Source organism: Aerococcaceae bacterium zg-252 (genome assembly GCA_016237705.1).
GTDB classification, from domain to species: Bacteria; Bacillota; Bacilli; order Lactobacillales; family Aerococcaceae; genus Globicatella; species Globicatella yangjingiae.
Genome location: CP066204.1, coordinates 1610001 through 1633462 on the forward strand (window position 1 = coordinate 1610001; position 23462 = coordinate 1633462).

Sequence of the window (23462 nt, forward strand, 5' to 3'; positions counted from 1 at the left end):
GGTTTCAGGTACTCTTTCACTCCCCTCCCGGGGTCCTTTTCACCTTTCCCTCACGGTACTGGTTCACTATCGGTCACTAGGTAGTATTTAGCCTTGCCAGATGGTCCTGGCGGATTCCGACGGGATTCCTCGTGTCCCGCCGTACTCAGGATTCTGCTAGAGGTTCAATCAATTTCGAATACGAGGCTCTCACTCTCTTTGGCTGACCTTCCCATGTCATTCTTCTATCAATCTCACTCCCACGTTGCAGTCCTACAACCCCAATGTGCATGCACATTGGTTTGGGCTCTTCCCATTTCGCTCGCCGCTACTCCGGGAATCGATTTTTCTTTCTCTTCCTGCAGGTACTTAGATGTTTCAGTTCTCTGCGTCTACCTCGCTTTCGCGTACTACGTTTCTACTCGTAGTGGGTTCCCCCATTCGGATATCGCTGGATCATAGCTTACTTACAGCTCCCCAACGCATTTCGTCGTTCGTCACGTCCTTCTTCGGCTCCTAGTGCCAAGGCATCCACCGTGCGCCCTTTGTTACTTAACCACTTATTTTTGCGCTCGTTATCCTCTCAGATAACTTTCTTGTTAACTCTTTGTTAACTCGGTTTGATTTCTCGGTTTAATTTATATGCTTTGTATAAATTTGTTTGTTTTCGGTTATTCAGTTTTCAATGTGCTTGTTGAGTGAATGCTCACTCAAAACTAAACAAAGTCTCAAGAATGGTAGTTCCATTACTCCTTAGAAAGGAGGTGATCCAGCCGCACCTTCCGATACGGCTACCTTGTTACGACTTCACCCCAATCATCTATCCCACCTTCGACGGCTCCCTCCTTTCGGTTAGGCCACCGGCTTCGGGTGTTACAAACTCTCGTGGTGTGACGGGCGGTGTGTACAAGACCCGGGAACGTATTCACCGCGGCGTGCTGATCCGCGATTACTAGCGATTCCGGCTTCATGTAGTCGAGTTGCAGACTACAATCCGAACTGAGAATGGCTTTTAGAGATTCGCTTACCCTCGCGAGTTCGCTGCTCGTTGTACCATCCATTGTAGCACGTGTGTAGCCCAGGTCATAAGGGGCATGATGATTTGACGTCATCCCCACCTTCCTCCGGTTTGTCACCGGCAGTCTCACTAGAGTCCCCATCTTATTGCTGGCAACTAGTGATAAGGGTTGCGCTCGTTGCGGGACTTAACCCAACATCTCACGACACGAGCTGACGACAACCATGCACCACCTGTATGGATGTCTCGAAAGACTTCACCTATCTCTAGGTTATGCATCCTATGTCAAGACCTGGTAAGGTTCTTCGCGTTGCTTCGAATTAAACCACATGCTCCACCGCTTGTGCGGGTCCCCGTCAATTCCTTTGAGTTTCAGCCTTGCGGCCGTACTCCCCAGGCGGAGTGCTTATTGCGTTAACTCCAGCACTGAAGGGTGGAAACCCTCCAACACTTAGCACTCATCGTTTACGGCGTGGACTACCAGGGTATCTAATCCTGTTTGCTCCCCACGCTTTCGAGCCTCAGCGTCAGTTACAGACCAGCAAGTCGCCTTCGCCACTGGTGTTCCTCCATATATCTACGCATTTCACCGCTACACATGGAATTCCACTTGCCTCTTCTGCACTCAAGTTAACCAGTTTCCAATGACCCTCCACGGTTGAGCCGTGGGCTTTCACATCAGACTTAATTAACCGCCTGCACTCCCTTTACGCCCAATAAATCCGGACAACGCTTGCCACCTACGTATTACCGCGGCTGCTGGCACGTAGTTAGCCGTGGCTTTCTGGTTAGATACCGTCACTTTGTAAGCATTCCCTCTTACAACCGTTCTTCTCTAACAACAGTGCTTTACGATCCGAAAACCTTCTTCACACACGCGGCGTTGCTCCGTCAGACTTGCGTCCATTGCGGAAGATTCCCTACTGCTGCCTCCCGTAGGAGTTTGGGCCGTGTCTCAGTCCCAATGTGGCCGATCACCCTCTCAGGTCGGCTATGCATCATCGCCTTGGTAAGCCGCTACCTTACCAACTAGCTAATGCACCGCGGGACCATCCTTCAGTGACGCCTTAGCGCCTTTCCTCTTCCCACCATGCGGCAGAAAGTCCTATGCGGTATTAGCAGTCGTTTCCGACTGTTATCCCCCGCTGAAGGGTAGGTTTCCCACGTGTTACTCACCCGTGCGCCACTCACTTCGACGAAAGCAAGCTTCCGTCTCCGTTCGTTCGACTTGCATGTATTAGGCACGCCGCCAGCGTTCGTCCTGAGCCAGGATCAAACTCTCATGAAAGTTTCATGAGTCTTCTTTGACTCTTACTATTTACTAGCTTACATCTTTTAAGAGGTGTCCCTCTGTCTCGAATTTATTATTCGGGTTGTGATAGCTATTGCTATCCCCTACACATTCTTGGTTTGTTCTTTGTTTAGTTTTCAATGAGCTTTTGTTGTCGCTTGTGACAACTCCTATATATTACTCCAAGCTTTTAAGTTTGTCAACATCTTTTTTTAGATTTTTTGAAACTTTTTTCGCTCGTTCGTGTTCTCTCCTGAGAACTCCCTTATACTATCATCCTTTACGTTGTCAGTCAATACTTTTTTTGAAAGTTTTTTAATTTTTTGTTAGATTTTGACTGTTACATATAAAGAAAACCCCTAAGAATCTTATTTTTCTTAGGAGTTTTGGCTCTATAATTTTATTATAAACGTTCGTTTAATTCTTTTGCTAAGTCTTCAAATCCTTTTTTACCTAATAATGCGAACATATTTTTCTTATATGCTTCTACACCTGGTTGGTCAAATGGATTAACACCATTTAAGTATCCTGAAATCGCTACTGCAATTTCAAAGAAGTAGATTAAATGACCCAATGAATATTCATCCATTGCAGGAATTGTTACCAATAAGTTTGGCACTTGTCCGTCTGTATGGGCTAATAATGTACCTTGGTAAGCCTTAGTATTGACAAAATCAACTGTCTGGCCTTCTAAATATTGTAAACCGTCTAAGTTTTCTGCCATTTTAGGAATAGCTATATCATGTCTTGGTTTTTCAACTTTAATAACAGTTTCAAAAATATTACGTTTACCTTCTTGGATTGTTTGACCTACTGAATGTAAATCAGTTGAAAAGTTTGCACTTGACGGATAAATGCCTTTGTAATCTTTTCCTTCTGATTCGCCAAATAATTGTTTCCACCATTCACTAAAATATTGTAATCCTGGTTCATAGTTAACAAGAATTTCAATATCTTTCCCTTTGCGATGTAAAATATTACGAATAACTGCGTATTGGTACGCTTCGTTTTCTGCTAAATCAGCTGAACTATATGCGTCCATAGCGTCTGCTGCCCCTTGCATTAAACGATCAACATCTGCTCCTGATACAGCAATCGGTAATAAACCAACAGCAGTTAATACTGTAAAACGTCCGCCAATTCCGTCTGGGATTACAAATGTTTCGTATCCAGCCGCATCTGCTTCTTGTTTTAACGCCCCACGAGCTTTATCGGTTGTTGCATAAATACGTTTAATCGCTTCTGCTTCACCATATTTTTCGATTAATTTTTCTTTTAACACACGAAACGCAATCGCTGGTTCTGTGGTTGTACCTGATTTAGAAATAATATTGATTGAAAAATCACGGTTACCAATTATTTCTAATAAGTCGTGTAAGTACGTTGAAGAAATGCTATTACCTGCAAATAAAATTTGTGGCATTCCTTTATGACCAGCTTTTAAGTTATAGAATGTATGATTTAAGAAATCAATGGCAGCACGTGCCCCTAAATAAGAGCCACCGATACCAATTACTACTAAAACATCTGAATCAGCTTTAATTTTTTCTGCTGCAGCTTTAATACGTGAAAATTCATCTTTATCGTATGCTTTTGGCCAGTCTACCCAGTCGGTAAAATCACTTCCTGCCCCTGTTTTTTCACGTAACATTTTATCTAATGCAGTTACTTGTGTTTGTAACTGTGTTAATTCATGTTCACTAACATACTGCGATACTTTTGAATGATCAAATTTAATATGTGTCATTTCAATTATCCTTCTTTCTTCTTATTTTGATTATAACGATCAATTTCAATATTTTCGATTGCTTCATTTATCCAGTGAGGTAATTTTTTCTCCATGGTCGCAAATCCGATTGACGGCGTATAGCGTTTTCGTCTTTTTTTAGGTCTAGCTGGAAATGGTGGTGTGTTTAATTTATTTAAGGCACGCATTGATAAACTGATTTTACCAGTGTACTCATCAATATCTACAATGATAACTTTCACTTTTTGGCCAATTTTAAATTGATGATCAAAGTCCGTCACATAACCATGTCGGCACTCGGATATATGAATTAATCCTTGTACCTCTTTTGATAACCCAACAAACACACCATAATTTTGAACTCCGGTAACTTCCCCTTCAATAATGTCCCCTATTTTAAATTCTGACATAGTAAGCACCTCACTTATATAGATGCTACTTCACTGTAATCCCTGTAATTACAACAGGTTCTACTGGCTTATCTTGGGCTCCTGTTTCCACTTGTTCAATTGCTAACACATTTTCAAATCCTGCTTTTACATGTCCAAACACAGTATGACGTTGGTCTAACCATGGTGTACCACCATTTTCTGCGTAGGCTGTAATAATTTCCTCTGGAAACCCTAAACCTTTCATTTGACCTAACATTTGTGTCGGCACCATACTGCTTGTTACAATGAAAAATTGACTACCATTAGTATTTGGGCCAGCATTAGCCATTGAAAGTGCACCACGAATATTGAATAATTCACGTGAAAATTCATCTTCAAAAGATTCACCATAAATACTCTCGCCACCCATACCAGTCCCAGTTGGGTCACCGCCTTGAATCATAAAATCTTTGATAACACGGTGAAAAATGATACCGTCATAGTAACCTTTTTTAGCTAATTCAACAAAGTTTTCTACTGTCTTCGGTGCTTGTTCTTTAAATAACACCAATTCAATATCACCCTTTGTTGTATGCATAACTACATTTGTTTCTAATTGTTCAACGTTTAGTTGTGGGAACATCAATTGTTCGCCTCCTTTTGTTATTATCAAAGTTAGGAATAAAAATTTTAGTAAGCCTACAATTCATGGTAAACACCTAGAAAGCAGGATTCTTTACGATTCACTTACACCTAACTCTATTTTTCAATCCTTTATTATCTTACCTTACTTTATTGAAAGTTTCAAAATTTTTTAATAGTTATTCCTTATTTTTTTTGATATGATAGAGAAGTATCTCTAGCGAAATGTTATTAATACTGTACGCTTGATTCCGTTATATCAATGATTAGGAGACCTATATACATGAACTTTCCACTTATAACAGCATTAGTTGCAATTATTTTCACGCAACTAATTAAGTATCCTATTGCTAAAATCTTTAATAAATCAAAAGCGAATATCGATATTGTCACTTCAACAGGTGGTATGCCTAGTTCACATTCTGCTGCTACTAGTTCGCTAATTACTGCTTTAATCTTACAATATGGAATTCGCTCCCCTTATGTTGCGATTGCAACAGTTTTTGGTGTAATTATTATGTTCGATTCCATGGGTGTACGACGTCAAAGTGGTGAACAAGGTTTAATCTTAGATCAATTAGCAAAAGATTTTTTAAAAAATGATGCAAACCATTCAATCGGAGATTATGGCATTGACGAATATAAATCAATGATTATAAAAAAATACTTAGGACATAAGCCAAGTGAAGTCATCGGAGGAGTAATTACTGGCATTATTTTAGCGATTATCTTATACCGTCTTTTTGGACTAGCACTCGAACTACAATAATATCGGAGGTATTAATTTGGAATTATATGATATTACTATTATTGGCGGCGGGCCCGTTGGGCTTTACACCGCCTTTTATGCAGAAATGCGTCAAGTAAAAGTAAAAATTATTGAAAGTTTAGAAAGTTTAGGTGGGCAGCCTGCTCATTTATATCCAGAAAAAAATATTTATGATATACCTGGATTCCCCTCAATTACAGGTGTGGAACTGACACAAAATCTTGCACAACAATTAGAACGCTTTGAAACTACGATTGCCTTGGGTGAAAAAGTAACAAATATTCAAAAAAATTCAGAAGATGTATTTGAAATCACTACTCAAAAAGGTATTCACTACTCTAAATCAGTCATTATCGCTATTGGCAACGGCGCTTTTAGCCCAAGACGGTTAAATCTACCTGAGGCAAGTCTATATGAGGGACAAAATTTACACTATTATGTCAATAATTTATCTCAATTTGAAAATAAAGATGTGGTTATTTGTGGTGGTGGCGATTCGGCTGTCGACTGGTCATTAATGTTAGAAACAATCGCCAAATCTGTTACGCTTTTACACCGCCGTCCACAATTTCGTGCCATGGAACATAGTGTATCCTTATTAGAAAAATCATCAGTCAATGTTCTAACACCATATATCCCAACTAAAATCATTGGCGATAATCACCAACTTTCTGCGATTGAAGTATCCGAAGTACGTGGAGATTCAATATTACAATTGCCTGCTGACCATTTTATTGTTAGCTATGGCTTTTCATCAAGTATTGGCAATATTAAAGAATGGGGTATTATAACACAAGGTAATAAAATTCCGGTGTCCAATCATTACGAAACAAATATCCCCGGCATTTTTGCTATTGGTGATATTGCGACTTATGAGGGGAAAATTGATATTATCGCAACCGGATTTGGTGAAGGGCCTACTGCCGTAGGCAATGCAGTTGCTTATTTTGACCCAACTAGTAAACGACAACATTTACACAGTACCAGTCTATTTGAACAACAATAGCACAAGCATGCCAAATAAACTAAAATAACATATGATAACGAGCTGGAGTGACTATCATTTCAGCTCGTTAAAATAATAGAAGGAGAATAAACATGACTAACTTATTAAAACTAGAAAAAAGAGCGTATGAATTATTAGAACAACGTGGTGTTACAATTCGTGATATCGCTGAAATCGTATTTGAGTTACAAGAAAAATACGTACCTGAACTAACAATTGAACATTGCGAAGAAAATGTCCATGCTGTATTACGCAAGAGAGAAGTACAAAATGCTGTTATCACTGGTATTGAAATTGATATTGCAGCCGAACAAAACCATTTTTCACCTATATTATGTGATTTATTAATGCGTGATGAGGGATTATACGGAATTGACGAAATTCTTGTGCTATCAATTGTCAATGTCTACGGCTCAATTGGCATGACTAATTTTGGCTTTGTCGATAAAACAAAACCGGGTATTATCGGTCGCTTAGATTCTGCCAAAGGTGCACACTGCAATACATTTATTGACGACATAATCGGTGCTTTAGCAGCTGCTGCTGCAAGTCGTATCGCTCATTCACAACCAAAAGGATAGTAATATCAATGAATTATCGGCCAAAAATAGCACAGAAATCAAAACAATAACAAATTTGGGTATTAAGTTTACACTTCCAACTTAATACCCTACTCTTTTATCTCATAAAATCAAAACTTTAATCTTCGTCTTTAAACTCTCCCGGTCCCTTTACACGTGACTCACTCAAAATACTACCGTCACGATGAATATGCAAACCGATTAAATCACCACCATAAACAGCACCACCGTCAATTCCGAGTTTATCTTGATGTTCCCAAATAGTTAAATCACTCGTACTACCATTAAGATACGGTAATGGTGTATGACCAAACAAAAATTTTCTTCCAGTTAAATTATCTGCTTTATGGAAATCATCACGTATCCAATAAAAACGAGTTGGTTCAGATTCTTTCCAATTCTCAATTTTCAAATCAACACCAGCATGCACAATCACCCAATTGCCAAACTCAATATAATACGGCAACGAATGGAGCCAGGGTTCTACCCATGGTTGACGCTCTTTTACTAAAGTTACGAATTCTCCAAGCGATAATTCACTTAATCTCTCAGCTGTTTCTCCGGTCAACTCTGACAATGTTGTCATACCACCATTTCGTTGGTATCGTGACCAATACCGTTCAGCTTCCGTCAAAAACTCCAACAACATCGCTTCATGATTACCACGAATAATGTTAGCCCCTTGGTTTTCTTGCAATCCAATTGCTAATTCTAATGTTCGTTTAATTTTCGGACCACGGTCAATTAAATCCCCAACAAAAATAAGTTGTTCATTTTCTTGATCCCATTCTTGCAACAACTGCTCCAGCATGTCAGCCATACCGTGGATATCTCCAATGACAAATGCACATTCTTTCATAATAATCCCCATTCTTGTTTGATTGTTTAATGGATTTTTTTCAATTGCAAACCAATCCGTTGCTTATCTAATTCTAACTTAATTACTTCAACATCTACAATATCTCCCACCGATAGCACTTCACTTGGATGATTCACTTTACGTTTTTGTCCCAGTTTTGAAATATGAATTAAGCCGTCTTGTTTAACACCAATGTCAACAAAGGCTCCAAAATCAACAACATTACGCACGACACCTTCCATTTCCATTCCAATCGTTAAATCCTCCATTGACAGCACATCACTGCGTAAAATTGGGGTCACCTGACCGTCACGAATATCTGCTGTTGGATTTTTCAAACCAGAAATAATATCTTTTAATGTTTCTACTCCGACTGATAATTGCTCAGCTACTTCTACCACATTCACGATATTTAAGACATCATTGACTTTTTCAGAACCAATTTCAGCTACTTCTAAATCTAGTGATTTCAATAATTTTTGAGCTACATCATAACTTTCTGGGTGAATATTGGTTTGGTCTAATGGATTATCGCCACCGACTACACGCAAAAATCCAATCGCTTGTTCATACGTTTTAGGCCCTAAACGTTTGACATCTTTTACTTGCCGTCTTGAAGTAAAACTTCCTAATTCTTCACGTAGAGCAATAACATTTTGTGCCGTTGTTTTCGTTAATCCCGAAACGTGCTGCAATAACGGAACACTTGCAGTGTTAATATCAACACCCACTTGGTTAACGGCTACATTGACTACGAAATCTAATTGTTCAGTCAATGCTTTTTGTGCAACATCATGTTGATATTGACCGACTCCCATTGATTTTGGATCAATTTTAATTAATTCAGCTAATGGGTCTTGAACACGACGTGCAATGCTGACAGCACTTCTTTCAGATGCTTCCCAATCTGGAAATTCTTGTCGTGCTATTTCGCTAGCACTATAAACTGATGCCCCTGCTTCACTGACTACTAAGTAATGCACTGGTCTTGATAAAGTTTTAATCACGTCACTAACAAATTGTTCTGACTCACGACTTGCCGTTCCATTTCCAATCGCAATTAATGTCACTTGATGTTTTTCAATTAATTCTACAAATGGTTTGCGTGCTTTATCCCACCTTGCCTGTTGACCAGCTTTATCATCACTACCTTTATGCCCAATATGTGGATAGATAACAGCCTTATCTAACACCGCCCCAGTTTCGTTAATAATCGCCAATTTACACCCTGTTCGATATGCTGGGTCAAATCCCATGATAACTTGCCCTTTTAATGGGGCTGTCAATAATAAATTCCGTAAATTTTCGCCGAATACAGCAATCGCCTGTAAATCAGCACGCTCAGTTGCTTCATTGCGTAATTCACGTTCAATCGCTGGTGCGATAAATCGTTTATAAGCATCTGAAATGGATACTTCTACCAATGCTCTTTGTTCGTGAGACAATACTTGTTCGATAAATCGTTGTTGAATATAGCGTAAAACAGGTGCTTCATCAACGTGTACTGCTACCGATAGCACTCCTTCTTTTTCTGCACGATTAATCGCTAAAATACTATGCTCACGTACTTTTTCAATTTTTTCACTGAAATCGTAATATAGTTGGTAGACACCTTGCGTATCCAACGTTTCATCTTTCAACTTTGTTACTAACAATGCGTTGTAGCGGCTATATTTACGAATAAATTCACGATATTCCGCATTATCCGATACCCATTGTGCAATAATCTCATGTGCACCCGCCATTACTGCATCAATATCCGCAACTTCTTCTGTAATAAATTCAGCTGCCTTATCAGCAATTGGTTGCTTTTCAGTATTCGTAAGTAACCACTTAGCAAAAGGCTCTAACCCTTGTTCAATCGCAATCATCGCTTTCGTGCGACGTTTTTGCTTGTAAGGACGGTATAAGTCTTCCACTTGTTGTAATGTTTGAGCTTGCTCAATTAATTGTGCTAATTCGTCGGTTAATTTATCTTGCTCACCAATCAAACGAACCACTTCAGCTTTACGTTCAGCTAAATTTTGTAAGTAACTAAAACGCTGCTCAATTGTATGAATCTGCACTTCATCTAATGACCCTGTCACTTCTTTTCGGTAACGAGCAATAAAGGGAATCGTACTCCCTTCTGCTAATAATTTCAAGGTCGCTTTAACCTGCTCTACTGAAATAGATGTTTCTTTACTTATTTGCGTATAAAAAACTGTATCTGACATAATAACTCCTTCAAAATTATTCTATTAGCAGTATACCATAAAATAGGGTAAATCGGTTGATATAATCATCAACGCATTCAAACCAAAGAAAACATGGCACAAAAATTTACAAATTACATCAACTTTTAGCATTACTTATCATTTGCTTATCAAAGCAGAAAAAACACCCTAAAACCTTATCGTAATAGGGTTTTAGGGCATATATGATTAACCTAATTTGTTGTAGTATTCTACGACTAATGCTTCATCGATTTCAGCATTTAATTCAGCACGTTGTGGTAAACGAGTTAAAGTACCTTCGAATTTATCTGCATCGTAAGAAACGAATTCTAAACGAGATACTGTGCTTTCTAAGTTTTCTTTAACGATTGCTAACTCACGAGAAGACTCTTTCAAGCCGATAACTTGACCAGGAGTTACTAAGTATGATGGAATATCAACACGTTTTCCATCAACAGTAACGTGACCGTGGTTTACTAATTGACGAGCTTGACGACGAGTAGCAGCAAAACCTAAACGGTAAACTAAGTTGTCTAAACGAGTTTCTAATAAAGCCATGAAGTTTTCACCATGTTTACCTTCACGGATTTTACCAGCTTTTTTATATAAAGTTGAGAATTGACGTTCAGTCATACCATACATATGACGTAATTTTTGTTTTTCTTGTAATTGAGCACCGTACTCAGATAATTTTTTACGTTGGTTACCGTGTTGTCCTGGTGCATAGTTACGTTTTGATAATTCTTTACCTGTTTCAGTTAATGAAATTCCTAAACGACGTGATAATCTCCAAGATGGTCCTGTATATCTTGACATAATTCTTTTCCTCCAATATTGGTTGTTTTTTGGAGTAAAATAATCCTTTAAAAAACCGAATGCGTGCATTTCAACTTCAATTTTCGCTTTTTGCAGCCGCAAGTTACTCATTGACCTAAAAGGGTTGAACTGTTGACGCGCTTTCTTTTTTTACGCTGCATTATTTTACACAAACGTTATTTTAACACATAATTACGCACTTAATCAAGTACTTATGCCTTATTTTTACCTAATTGATAAAAAATCTCCATATCTTCTTCTGGCACCATACTACCGCCAGTCGCCCAAGCAATATGAGTTGCTTGATTCATTTTATCTGCTAATCCTCTTGACTCAATATAATGTTGCCCTTCCGGAGTGCTAAAAATTCTTGCAGCTCCTGGTACCCCTGCCACTGCAGCTGGTTCTAAGCGAATATTTTCTAAATCAATCATCTGCGCTAAGAAATGATAGGCTTCTTCTTCTTGCAATGTATAACCACCGTCAAAGAAATCTTTCATCAATTCAGCTACAAATCCTGATGTACGTGGTACAGCTAGTCCATCCATACCGGTTTTACCGTCAACATCAAAATCAGCAATCGAAACTTCGTCAAATGATTCAGTAATTTGTCCGATGAGCATTGACGGCATGTGCACTGGTTGTGCAAAGAAACAATGAACATTATCACCGTATACTTGTTTCAAACCAAATGCAGTTCCACCAGGGCTACCACCAATTCCACAAGGTGAATAAACGAATAGTGGATGTTCAGCATCAACAATGATACCTAAATCATCTAATTGACGTTTTAATCGATTAGCAGCAACGGTATAACCTAAGAACAATTCAACTGAATGCTCATCATCAACAAAATATGATTTCGGGTCTGCATCAGATTGTTGACGTCCATTGCGTACAGCTTCGGTAAAATTCGTATTATGCTCAATTACCGTTACCCCACGTGAACGCAATAAATCTTTTTTCCATTGTTTTGCCTCAATTGACATGTGAACAGTTGCTTCAAATCCTAATTTCGCACCCATTACACCAACACTAATACCTAAGTTACCTGTTGTCCCAACAACTACTTTATAATCGCTGAAAAATTGTTTAAATTCATCACTAGCAAATTTTGTATAATCATCTTCAAATCCAGTTAATAAACCATTTTCAATCGCTAATGTTTCCGCGTGTTTTAATACTTCATAAATAGCACCACGAGCTTTAATTGTCCCTGCAATTGGTAAGGTATCATCACGTTTTAAATACAAATCGCCTTGAATTTGAGTATTATAATAAGTTTCAAGATGTTCTTTAATTTGCTCAATTTTTGTAAGTTCTGATTCAATTAAACCATTGTTTTCTGCCGTTTCTGGAAATACTTTTGCGATAAATGGTGCAAAGCGTGCCAAACGTGCCTCAGCATCATCTACATGTGCTTTTGAATAAGCCGCTTGTTTTGAAGCCTCATTAAATGGTAGTTTCGCCTCATTAACCCAAAACACCGATTTCATTTGCATTACATCATTTAAATATTTTACTTTATCCGTCCACTTTAAACGTGATTGATTTTTCACAAGATACCCTCCAATATCATAATATTTTGAACTCAGCACTGATATTTTATTTACCTGTGCGTACTTCCCTAATATTTTTATTGCCACCAGTCATTGTATCAGATTTTCACTATCAATTGGGATAATTAGGCAAATTCTATCTAAATTCTCATTTTCATATAAAAAAATGAATTCAACTGAACAACTTACCCATTCAGTCAAACTCATTTTAAATCTCTATAATAAAAATGTGGTCACTTTTTTAAAATATCGACGATAAACATTATTCGTATAAGTTCTTGCTCCAATCCACAATTCACTAATCGCACTTTGCTTATCCATTAAACTAACAATTAAACTTTCTGGATATTTCGGTGGAGATAAAGTCGCCCCAAACATATGTTTAACAATTATATCTTGCTCCAAATCTGTCAATTCTGTTAACTCCAAGGCATTCTTTAGTGCAATACGTGGATGCTCCCAATTATGACCTTTACCACCTATCAAATGTTTATTAGCACCTTCATAGAAAAACAAATCATGTAAAAGCCCTGCACGTGCCACTGCTCGAGTATCCAAATTTAAACGTTTTGCCCATAAATAACTGCGGTATGACACTGAAATGGAATGTGCTAAGCGATTAGTTACTTTATGATGAACAAAAGTTTCAAGACGCTGTACTTCATTCGTTTCCAATAAATCTGCAATTAAATCAATGTACTCTTGATTTTGTTGCCAATCTTTGCTCATTTCATCACCTCTTGTGCATTCCAATTTATTATCTATTTTACCGTAAACACTTGAGGTTTCTTTGAATATTTTCTTAAACTTCTATTAAGTTTAGAAGATAATGACTGGCATACCATAATCAACTAATTCATACACTTGTCCCATAATACTAGGTGGTGTGTTTACACAACCTAAGGACCCATTTGATAAATAAGCCTGCCCTCCGAATGTCGGCTGCCAATTTGCATCGTGAATACCTTGTGCTTGGTCATCAAATGCAATCCAATAACTAACCGGCTGTTGGTAATCGACATTCGTTATCGGATTATGCCCAGTTAAAACACTTGGCGTTTCTTTATTCCACACTTGATACGCTCCTGGAACTGTATTTGCACCAACACGCCCTGTCACAACAGGTGTACTGAGCACTAACTCCCAATCACGATAAATAAACATCATCTGATTTGCAATATCAACTTCAACATAAGAACCACCGACACTATCACCCATACCATATCCCGAACCACCAATTATCGGTTCACGTTTAACAACACCACCGGCATGAATATTTTCAATAATCGCATCAGGTTCTTGTGTTCGGTCAATATACCAACCATACGTTCCTGGTTGAACTTGTACCGTTCCTTGATAAGTACTTTCAAAATAACGTGGTAAAAATAATCCAGCATATTGATTATTTAGCTCTCGAATATAATCTTCAACCTCTTCACGATTAACCTGTGCTTGGCCTTCTTCATCGACATAAAGCCACGATTGGATTCTTTCTTTTGGTATTATAACTTCATTTCCGTCAAATGTCAGCGTAATCGAAGTGTTTTCCATTACCTTTAGCTTCTCCATAGTTTGAGAAATCACTTCATCTTCTTGTTTCACTTTTGGTTGAATATAGGCATTCGCAATATCAACAATTGATTGACCTTGATTCAAAGTTTTGAGAACGGCTAGGTGAAGTGACTGTGGATTAACCTGCTGTCCATAAACTTCTGGGACAATTGAAAATTGATTTTCTTCTTTATTAATATAGGCAGATTGACTCGCTGGACGAGATTCATCATTTAATTGTAGCTGTTGAATTAGTAGCAATAATTTTTCTTCGCTAAATTTTAATGATTGCGGCGACACTTCAATATTATTACGCACAATCCCAAAGAAAGCTGGTACCCACTGACTACTTTTTTGCTGATTTAATTTTTGTGTCAACAATTCATTTAGCTCAGTTGAAATATCTAATTCAGATAGTTTAATCGTACCCTTTTCAGATTCTTTTTCTTTTATTTCAAGGATTGTATCTGCTATCTTTTCTTGTACTAATCGACCTGCACTTACTACTGTTTGGTCATCAATTGGTATTCCTAGCACAGTGCTGTTTGCTACAAAGTGATTTTGATAATAAAAGAGACCTGCTACATAAAAAACAATCATCAATACAGAGAGCGTTGTCGCAATCATTACTCCCCATATTTTTTTACTCCATTTAGGCATAATTCAACCTCCTCGCTCTATTTTCTCTATTATTATAAAAGGTTAATCAAATATTATCAAATGCAACATTTTAATTTTTTTGACAGTACTACATCAAGCCAACCTACGCAACATAAAAAAGCCAGGCAAATGCCTGACTTTTTAACAAACAGTGAACTCATACTATTGTTAAAGTTTTCCTTTTTTCCGATGGGTTAGTTGAATATAGCGTTCATACCAAATTTCAATAAATTGTGGTGAAAATGGGCCTTTCTCTTCTTCAATCCATCTTACAAGTTCTTGGATATTATATTTTAAAATACGATCAATTTCCTCGGGATACTGATAACGTCTCCCATGTAATTCGTATTCATCTAAATCCAATAATCGTTTCTCTCCATCAGGAAATACTTTGATATCTAAATCATAGTCGATATACTTCAATGCTTCTTGATCAATCAAGTAAGGAGAAGCTAAATTGCAGTAATAAGTGACACCACGTTTTCGAATCATCGCTACAATATTAAACCAAAAATGTTTATGGTAATACAATAACGCTGCTTCTCTCGTTACCCATCGACGACCATCGGATTCAGTTACCAACGTATGATCATTACAACCAATAATTGCTTGATCGCTAGTTTTTAATACCATTGTATCTCGCCAAGTACGGTGCAATGACCCATCATGTTTATAACTTTTAATAGTGATGAATTCACCCTCTTTCGGTTGTTTCATCACTCAATCCTACCTTCTGTTTGTCAAATTAGATGTCATCAAGCATTAAAATCACACTTTTCAAATGAATTTTACACACTCTAAAACATCTTCAAATCGTAAAACATTATATCACATTTTTATATGTATGAATACTCATAAGATAGGAATTGTCTAAAAATATACTTGACCTTTTAATAGCTACATAGTTTTATGCACTCTCACGTGTATGTTGCATTTGATAATATAATCCTTGTTGACGCATCAATTGCTCATGATTACCTTGCTCAATAATTTTACCGTCTTGCATGACTAAAATAAGGTCAGCCGTTTGTATCGTTGACAAACGATGAGCGATAATAAAACTTGTTCGTCCTGTCATCAGTTTATCAAATGCTTTTTGAATCAAGATTTCTGTACGTGTATCAATTGATGATGTTGCCTCATCTAAAATCAGTAATTGTGGTACATTGATGAAAATTCTCGCTATACACAATAACTGTTGCTGCCCAATTGATAAATTCTCGCCACCGTCTTCTAAATATGTATCATAACCATTTGGTAATTGTTCAATAAAATGATGTGCATGTGCCGCTTTAGCTGCTTGAATCACTGATTCACGAGACGCATTAGGATAACCATACGCAATATTTTCATAAATCGTACCGGTTTTTAACCATGTTTCTTGTAAGACCATACCAAAATTTTGACGTAATGATTCACGTGTATACTGCGTAATCGACTCATCATCAATTAAAATTAAACCACTATCCACTTCATAAAAACGCATTAACAAATTGATAATCGTTGATTTTCCTGCACCAGTCGGCCCTACAATCGCCACTTTTTGCCCCGGTTGTACCTTTACATTTAAATCGGTGATCAATGGTTGAGTCGCTTCATAACTGAATGCAACTTCTTCAAATGCAATAGCACCTTTCAATTGTTGATGAGCTATCTGCTGTTGACCTGTTTCCGTTAAAACCGGCATATCAAATATTTCAAAAATGCGTTCTGCACAGGCTAATGCCCCTTGTATTTCTGAAAATACACTCGATATATCATTAAATGGTTTTGTATATTGATTGACATAATTTAAAAAGGTCGTTAATTCTCCTACGGTAAAGGTGCCATTAATAATTCGCATTGTAGCAATAAAAGTTAAAATAGCATAAATAATCGCATTGATAAATCGAGTACCTGGATTGGTTATGGAAGAATAAAAAATTGCATCTTGTGAATTTTGAGCATATTCATCATTGATTTTTATAAATTTTTCTAATGTTGATGCTTGCCCATTAAATACACGCACTACTTCTAACTGCTGAATCGTTTCTTCTACCATTTGCCCATGCTGACCGCGAGCACTCGTTTGTTTTCTGAAAAGATGATAGCTACGTTTAGCAATAAATCGTGCAAAGAACAAGGATAATGGTGTCAGCAACACTACTATCATCATCATGAACCAATCTAATTGTAGCATTGTGATAATCGTGACAAAAATGGTTAAAACACCGATAACGAATTGGCTAAAAATCATGGTCAATCCGTCACTCAACTGTTCTATATCGGAAACAACACGTGTCACTAAATCACCCGTTGATAATCTATCAAATTGCTGCATCGGTATCCGATGAATTTTTTCTAATATTTCTTGTCGTAATATCGTCATCATTTTTAAAATCAAGCGATTATATAATTGTGGATTCACCCATTGAACTAATGATGAAATCGCAATTACCATTCCCATTTGTTTTAAAATATCGAGCAACTGAACAAAATCCACTTGCCCTTGTCCAATCATTACATTAATTGCTTGCCCCATTAACACAGGCAAATAAATTGCTAAACCTACTTGAAGAACACTTAATATAAAAATGATGATGAGTGATATTTTTTGTTTAAAAAACAAAGGTGCTAGACGTTTAATTGTCATTCGATTACGCATTTTCACTCACCTCTTTCACTTGTTGCGACTGGTGAATTTCTCGATAAACTGGACAAGTATCCAATAATTTTTCATGCGTCCCTAAACCAACTTGCTCACCCTCGTTTAAGACTAAAATTTGGTCAGCACTCGCCACACTATGTGTTCGTTGCGAAATCATAATAATCGTTCGATTACCGTACTGTTCTTTCAATGCTTGTTGAAATCTCGCCTCTGTTAAATAGTCGAGTGCCGAAGTCGAGTCATCAAAAATATAAATTTGTGCTGGTTTCACTAAAGCACGTGCTATTGTTAAACGTTGACGTTGTCCACCCGAAAAATTCCGTCCGAAAGCAGTCACTGCTGTATCAAGTCCGTCCTTACTACGAATGAAATCTGCTGCTTGAGCTACGGTGAGTGCTCGCCACATCTCTTCATCAGTCGCCTGTGGATATGCCATTTGCAAATTACTGCGTACCGTCCCTTGAAATAAAGTCGCTAATTGTGGTACTAAACTAATCGCATTACGCACACTTTTTCGTGTCGAAACATCAATCAACTGATTATTAATAGCAATAGCACCCTTACTCGTATCATAAGTTTTAGTAATTAATTCTAATATAGCCGATTTCCCAGCACCAGTCCCACCGATAATACCGAAAAATTCACCTGAACGAATCGAAAAATCTAATTGGTGCAATGCAGGAGATTGTCCATTAGGATATGTAAATTGCACATGCTCAAATTGATACAATGCTTGACTATCTGTCAACTCGCCATTGACAAAAGTATCCGTTTCGTCCACTTCATTAAGCACTTCAGCAACTCGCTTAGCACTGGTATATGATTTATTAAGCATAGTCACGACCATTGTCAATTTGACTAACTCAACTAAAATTTGCAATAAATAATTCACTAAAGCAACGATACTTCCTTGTTGTATCACGCCGTCATGAATCCAGTGACTTCCTTGCCATAAAATGACAATCAAAGCGATATTAACTACTACATATGTTAAAGGATTGGTTAATAAATTAATATTCGTCACAAATAATTGTTGCCGATAAAGTGTTGTATTCGTTGCTTGAAATTCATCTATTTCACGTTGTTCTTGACGAAACGCACGAATCACTCGCATTCCTTTCATCTGTTGACGTGTCTGTTGCACTAATCTGTCCAATGTATAACGAACTTTAGTAAATAATGGTGCAGTTGCGTATAATATGCCACCTACAATCATAAACAATAAGATTATCATACTGGAAAACACAAGTGTCACCTGCGGTTCTAATTTCACTGCCATTACCAATGAACCTAAGACGATAAATGGTGAGCGTAAAAACAATCGGAAAAATATATTTAAGCCAGATTGTATTTGTAAAGTATCATTTGTTAAACGATTGACTAAACTCGCCGGAGAAGTTATATCCAATGCACTTTTCGGTAAAGCTAATACTTTTTCAAACACACGCTCATTGAGTTGTCGTGTAAAACCTACGGCTGCTTTGGCAGAAAAATACTGTGCTGTAATCGAAAAAACAAAGCCTATCAATCCTAGTATTAGCATTAAAATAATATAACGAATAATTAATGAAGTATCCCGACTTGATAATGCCGTATTAATCACTTGAGCAACAATCATCGGAATCGTCAACTCTAATAGAGCCTCAAACAGTTTGAATAAAGGGCCTAAAATACTTTCTTTATAATAACCTTTAAAAAATATAGCTAATGATTTCACTATTACGAATCACTCCTATCATCCCGCACTTGTTCTAATTTTTTCTGCAAAGTTGAAATTGGCAATATTAACCAGTCTTGATTGGAAACCCACTGCCAGCCACTTGGAATTTCTTTGACATTCGACTCTGTTAAGGTAACGGAAATCAGTTGAACATGCCACACACGATGCGAGAATACATGCTTAACGACTGGAAATGCTATTGCATTTACCCTAACTTCATCATGTAAAAGCCAGTCAAGGCGATAACGCTCAGCTAATGGTTCTAACAATTCCTTTTGAGTGGCAGCCTCATAATCAATATCATATTCAACCATTGGAAAATGCCATAATCCAGTTAACAATTCTTCTTCAAGATGTTGACGATATAAAACATTCCCACTGCTATCTTGAATATAGTAAGCAATCATTGTGTGATGTGTTTGCTTTACTTTTTTCGATTTTACTGGATAATTTTCAGCCGTTTCATTAATAAATGATGCATCATAATCTTTTACCGGACTGTTTTCAGGATAATAATTTGTCGGTGTCATAATTGTCGCACCTAAATCCATCATCGCTTGATTAAAATCACCTGGTCTTTTTGGGTCAATCAGTTCATATAAAATCGCAGCAAATTGTTTGCGTGAACTCGGTTTGGCAATATCGGCATCTAGTTCAAACAATCGTGCTGTGACACGCAATAAATTTCCGTCAATCGCTGGTTCAGGTAAATTGAATGCCATACTACCAATTGCAGCTGCCGTATAAGGCCCTATTCCTTTTAATGCTAATAATTCTGGCATGGTCTTAGGCATTTCGCCACCATGTTTTTCTACAATTTGTTGTGCTGCAATTTTTAAATTCCTAGCTCTCGAGTAATAACCTAATCCTTGCCACAACTGCAACAATACTTGCTCATCCACTTGTGCTAATGTGGCAATATCTGGAATTGTCGCAATAAATCGTTCAAAATACGGAATGACAGTTGCCACTTGTGTTTGTTGCAACATAATTTCACTAATCCAAATATAATAGGGATTATTATCTCGTCGCCAAGGCAAATCACGCTTATTCGCATCATACCACGCCAATAAATCTGAGCGAAACTGATTTATCTTCTGCTGATTCCAACCATATGATTGTAAAATGTTAGTTGTTTCTTCCAAGCTATAAACTCCTCCGTCTATTTCTTATATCACGATGATGAATGACATTTTTCATTCATTAGTTATCAAATACTTCCGAATTATCTTCTTGCCACCGTTTTATCGCATCATAGTCGAACCCTTTGCGTAATAATGTTTCTGTTATTTTCTGTTTAAGCAGATAACCGTCATATTTGCGAGATAAGCGACGCAAAGCTTTATCTGCTTCTTTTATTAATAATTCATCTTGTTGGTCCTCCTGTGTCGATACATCAACCATTTGCAAGACACTTTGTATTATCTCTTGTTCATAACCCTTTTTACGCAATTGCTCACGTAATTTTTCAACTAATTTTTTAGGTGGATAATTCGTCTTACTAGCAATATATTTATTCACAATCAGTTCAGCATTTTCTAATTGCTGTTGTGATGGATATTCTTGTAAAGCCTCATCAATAAGCGTATCGGCTACACCCTTTTGTCGCAATTGATGCTTTAATAATGTAGGCCCTTTATAGTTCAAATTCGCATGTGTTCGAATATAGCTCTGACTATACATCAAATCATCTAAATATTTTTGCTCAATCAATCGTTGCACAACTGATTCAACTACTAAATCCGGTCGCTGCTCACTCAAATCAGCAGCCTCTTCCTTTGCTCGCTCATCAACATATTCAAATAAATAATCACACATTTCTTGAATTGTTCGTAAACCATACGATAAATAATGAACCCCTCTTAAATAGACACTCTGTGCATATTCGCTTGCAATAATTTCTTGCATGGTCGAAGTTGTTATATCTTGTGCTTTATAAAGTCCAAATTGAATAAGTACCGATTCGTGTACACCAAGCCAAAACTCACCTTCGATATATAGGCTATAACGCTCAGTATTCTTTTTTTGACGTTCAATTTTTGTTAATTTCATACTCTCACCTACTTTCTCTATTCTACTCACTTAAGATGACTTGAATTACTTCGCAAATCATATAAACTTTCACATCAGTGATTCAAGTCAAAACAATCTCACTCGCATCGTATTTCTATTATAGTCAAATTCATAAAATTAAACCAATAATTTTAAAAGAGACTGTTGTGAGCAGCCTCTTTTCTTACATTTATTTCAATTGCAAATTATCCAAGCCTTTGTTTGACCGCTTGCATTTCAGCTAGCATTTCTTTCGCTAATTGTCTTGATGAATCAGTAATTTGTTTGCCTGAAATCATATTTGCTAATATTTCAATTCGTTCGTCCAAATTAACGAGTGCCACAGCTGTATGCGTGCGATTATTTTCGACAATTTTTTGAATGTATAATTGCTGCGCAGCAATCGCTGCGACTTGTGCCAAATGTGTAATACATAGCACTTGATTCATCTGCGCAATTTGAGCAATTTTTTCAGCAATCGCTTGAGCCACACGACCCGATACACCCGTATCAATCTCATCGAACACCATGACACGTTCCTTCGATTGTCGACTAAAGACAGCTTTTAGAGCTAACATAAAGCGTGATAATTCGCCACCACTCGCTACTTTTACCAATGGCTTGCTCGCTTCACCGACATTGGTTATAGCATAAAATTCAGCAATATCAAATCCTAGTTCATTCAATTGCAGAAATTCAACTGCCCCAATTTCAACCAAATCAAAGCGTTGTGATTCGACCGTCTGAAACTGCACGTCAAATCGACTATGCGGCATATATAAATCAGCTAATTCTTTTTCAATCGCTTTAACTAATTGCTCTGCTAATACAACTCGTGCATCATGCAACTGTTGTGCTAAAACAACTGCCTTTTGGTATACAACATTAAATTCTTGACTTAACTCTTTTAAGTAATCTTCACGATGTTTTACTTGATAGATTTCTTCTGAAATTTGGTCGTAGTAAGCCATAATCTCATCAATTTCCATACCATATTTGCGTTTCAATTGCCCTAATTCACTCAATCTCGCTTCAATTTCATCAATGGATTGGCTGTCATCTTCACCGAAATCACCACTCATTGCGATTTCATGAGCGACTTCTTGTAAATCGAAACGCATTGATTTTAATTGTTCATAAAGAGCTGGAAAAGCATCATGATAATGTTGAATTTGTGCCATTTCACCGATGACTTCGTTCAAATTACCTAGAACACTACTTTCGTGCTCCGATAATAAATAATTGATAGCCGATACCCCTTGAGCAATTTTAACTGCATTTTGCAAGCGTTGACTCGTTTGTTCTAATGTTTCATATTCATCTTGTGAGAGATTCGCTGCTTCGATTTCGCTGACTTGAAACTCTAAAAAGCTCAAACGTTGTAATTGCTCTTGCTCATTTTTTTGACTCTGTTGCCATTTCGTACGAACAGCTTGATAATGTTCATATGCTTGTTGATAATCTGCTTTCAACTGTTCAAATTCAGCATCACCTAACTGGTCTACCAACGCTAAATGCTGCGTATTATCAAGTAGTGCTTGATGTTCATTTTGCCCATGGATATCAACTAAATGTTCGCCGATACGTTTCAATGCTGTCACATTAATGAGCTGACCATTGACACGAATAATATTTTTACCTTGCTGCGTAATTTCACGTCTAATGATTAAACCGTCTGCTGACAGAGAACTGCTGTCAATTCCCAGTTCGTCCAATGTCCGAATTAACGCAAGTGGCACTTCATCAAATGAAAACATTCCTTCAACTACTAATTTGTCACTACCTTGACGAATATATTCATTTGAGCCACGACCACCACAAAGAATTCCCAATGCATCAATAATAATCGACTTTCCTGCACCAGTTTCCCCCGATAAAACGGTCATGTGATTGGAAAAATCAATCGTCACCTGTTCAATTATCGCAAAGGATTCTATCATGATACTTTGTAACATCGTTTATTTTCCTCTCCTATCCG

At 37.3% G+C, this 23462-nt stretch carries 18 protein-coding genes and 2 rRNA genes (1 of these 20 only partly in view); 3 read left to right on the top strand and 17 right to left on the bottom strand.

The genetic code is table 11. The features are described 5' to 3' along the window. The 5 genes from JDW14_07475 to JDW14_07495 all read right to left on the bottom strand — a co-directional run. Nucleotides 1-537, bottom strand: a 23S ribosomal RNA gene (locus JDW14_07475) (it extends 2352 nt beyond the left edge of the window). A 199-nt stretch (nt 538-736) separates the two neighbouring features. Next, a 16S ribosomal RNA gene (locus JDW14_07480) occupies nt 737-2285 on the bottom strand. Together the 16S and 23S rRNA genes form the textbook arrangement of a ribosomal RNA operon. A 406-nt stretch (nt 2286-2691) precedes the next feature. Then, a complete protein-coding gene (locus JDW14_07485; protein ID QQD65135.1) occupies nt 2692-4035 on the bottom strand; it encodes a glucose-6-phosphate isomerase in 1344 nt (447 codons plus the stop codon). 5 nt (nt 4036-4040) lie between these two features. After that, on the bottom strand, nt 4041-4445 hold the full coding sequence (locus JDW14_07490; GenBank protein ID QQD65136.1) for a S1 RNA-binding domain-containing protein: 405 nt from the start codon (nt 4443-4445) through the stop codon (nt 4041-4043). 25 nt (nt 4446-4470) lie between these two features. Then, the gene (locus tag JDW14_07495) at nt 4471-5049 is read right to left on the bottom strand and encodes a peptidylprolyl isomerase (GenBank protein QQD66531.1); all 579 of its coding nucleotides are present in this window, start codon (nt 5047-5049) and stop codon (nt 4471-4473) included. Between the two features lie 282 nt (nt 5050-5331). Between JDW14_07495 and JDW14_07500 the strand changes: the two genes are divergently transcribed. The 3 genes from JDW14_07500 (at nt 5332) to JDW14_07510 (ending at nt 7404) form a co-directional block, all read left to right on the top strand. After that, nucleotides 5332-5817, top strand: coding sequence for a divergent PAP2 family protein (locus tag JDW14_07500; GenBank protein ID QQD65137.1), 486 nt, complete (start codon nt 5332-5334; stop codon nt 5815-5817). A gap of 1 nt (nt 5818) precedes the next feature. Further along, a complete protein-coding gene (locus JDW14_07505; protein QQD66532.1) occupies nt 5819-6823 on the top strand; it encodes an NAD(P)/FAD-dependent oxidoreductase in 1005 nt (334 codons plus the stop codon). A gap of 92 nt (nt 6824-6915) precedes the next feature. Further along, nucleotides 6916-7404, top strand: a complete 489-nt coding sequence (locus JDW14_07510) for a phosphatidylglycerophosphatase A (protein QQD65138.1) — start codon at nt 6916-6918, stop codon at nt 7402-7404. A 118-nt stretch (nt 7405-7522) separates the two neighbouring features. Here the strand turns inward: JDW14_07510 and JDW14_07515 are convergent, their stop codons facing one another. From JDW14_07515 to recN, 12 genes are all read right to left on the bottom strand, one after another. After that, nucleotides 7523-8263: a serine/threonine protein phosphatase gene (locus JDW14_07515; GenBank protein QQD65139.1), complete on the bottom strand. Its 741-nt coding sequence runs from the start codon at nt 8261-8263 to the stop codon at nt 7523-7525. Between the two features lie 26 nt (nt 8264-8289). Further along, nucleotides 8290-10479: an RNA-binding transcriptional accessory protein gene (locus JDW14_07520; protein QQD65140.1), complete on the bottom strand. Its 2190-nt coding sequence runs from the start codon at nt 10477-10479 to the stop codon at nt 8290-8292. Between the two features lie 207 nt (nt 10480-10686). Beyond that, nucleotides 10687-11295, bottom strand: coding sequence for a 30S ribosomal protein S4 (rpsD, locus tag JDW14_07525; protein QQD65141.1), 609 nt, complete (start codon nt 11293-11295; stop codon nt 10687-10689). A gap of 212 nt (nt 11296-11507) precedes the next feature. Beyond that, complete coding sequence (locus JDW14_07530; protein ID QQD65142.1) at nt 11508-12854, bottom strand: D-serine ammonia-lyase; 1347 nt, start codon at nt 12852-12854, stop codon at nt 11508-11510. Between the two features lie 216 nt (nt 12855-13070). After that, complete coding sequence (locus JDW14_07535) at nt 13071-13583, bottom strand: HD domain-containing protein (GenBank protein QQD65143.1); 513 nt, start codon at nt 13581-13583, stop codon at nt 13071-13073. A 90-nt stretch (nt 13584-13673) separates the two neighbouring features. Then, the gene (locus tag JDW14_07540; GenBank protein QQD65144.1) at nt 13674-15065 is read right to left on the bottom strand and encodes a peptidoglycan binding domain-containing protein; all 1392 of its coding nucleotides are present in this window, start codon (nt 15063-15065) and stop codon (nt 13674-13676) included. A gap of 168 nt (nt 15066-15233) precedes the next feature. Beyond that, complete coding sequence (locus tag JDW14_07545; GenBank protein ID QQD66533.1) at nt 15234-15782, bottom strand: DUF402 domain-containing protein; 549 nt, start codon at nt 15780-15782, stop codon at nt 15234-15236. Between the two features lie 190 nt (nt 15783-15972). Further along, nucleotides 15973-17715, bottom strand: a complete 1743-nt coding sequence (locus JDW14_07550; protein QQD65145.1) for an ABC transporter ATP-binding protein — start codon at nt 17713-17715, stop codon at nt 15973-15975. Next, nucleotides 17702-19429, bottom strand: coding sequence for an ABC transporter ATP-binding protein (locus JDW14_07555; protein QQD65146.1), 1728 nt, complete (start codon nt 19427-19429; stop codon nt 17702-17704). The genes JDW14_07550 and JDW14_07555 overlap by 14 nt, the downstream gene beginning before the upstream one ends. Before the next feature lie 2 nt (nt 19430-19431). Then, nucleotides 19432-20559, bottom strand: coding sequence for an A/G-specific adenine glycosylase (gene mutY / locus JDW14_07560; GenBank protein ID QQD66534.1), 1128 nt, complete (start codon nt 20557-20559; stop codon nt 19432-19434). Nucleotides 20560-20635: 76 nt separating this feature from the next. Beyond that, nucleotides 20636-21484: a RecX family transcriptional regulator gene (locus JDW14_07565; GenBank protein QQD65147.1), complete on the bottom strand. Its 849-nt coding sequence runs from the start codon at nt 21482-21484 to the stop codon at nt 20636-20638. A gap of 206 nt (nt 21485-21690) precedes the next feature. Next, nucleotides 21691-23439, bottom strand: a complete 1749-nt coding sequence (gene recN / locus JDW14_07570; GenBank protein ID QQD65148.1) for a DNA repair protein RecN — start codon at nt 23437-23439, stop codon at nt 21691-21693. Between the last annotated feature and the right edge of the window lie 23 nt (nt 23440-23462).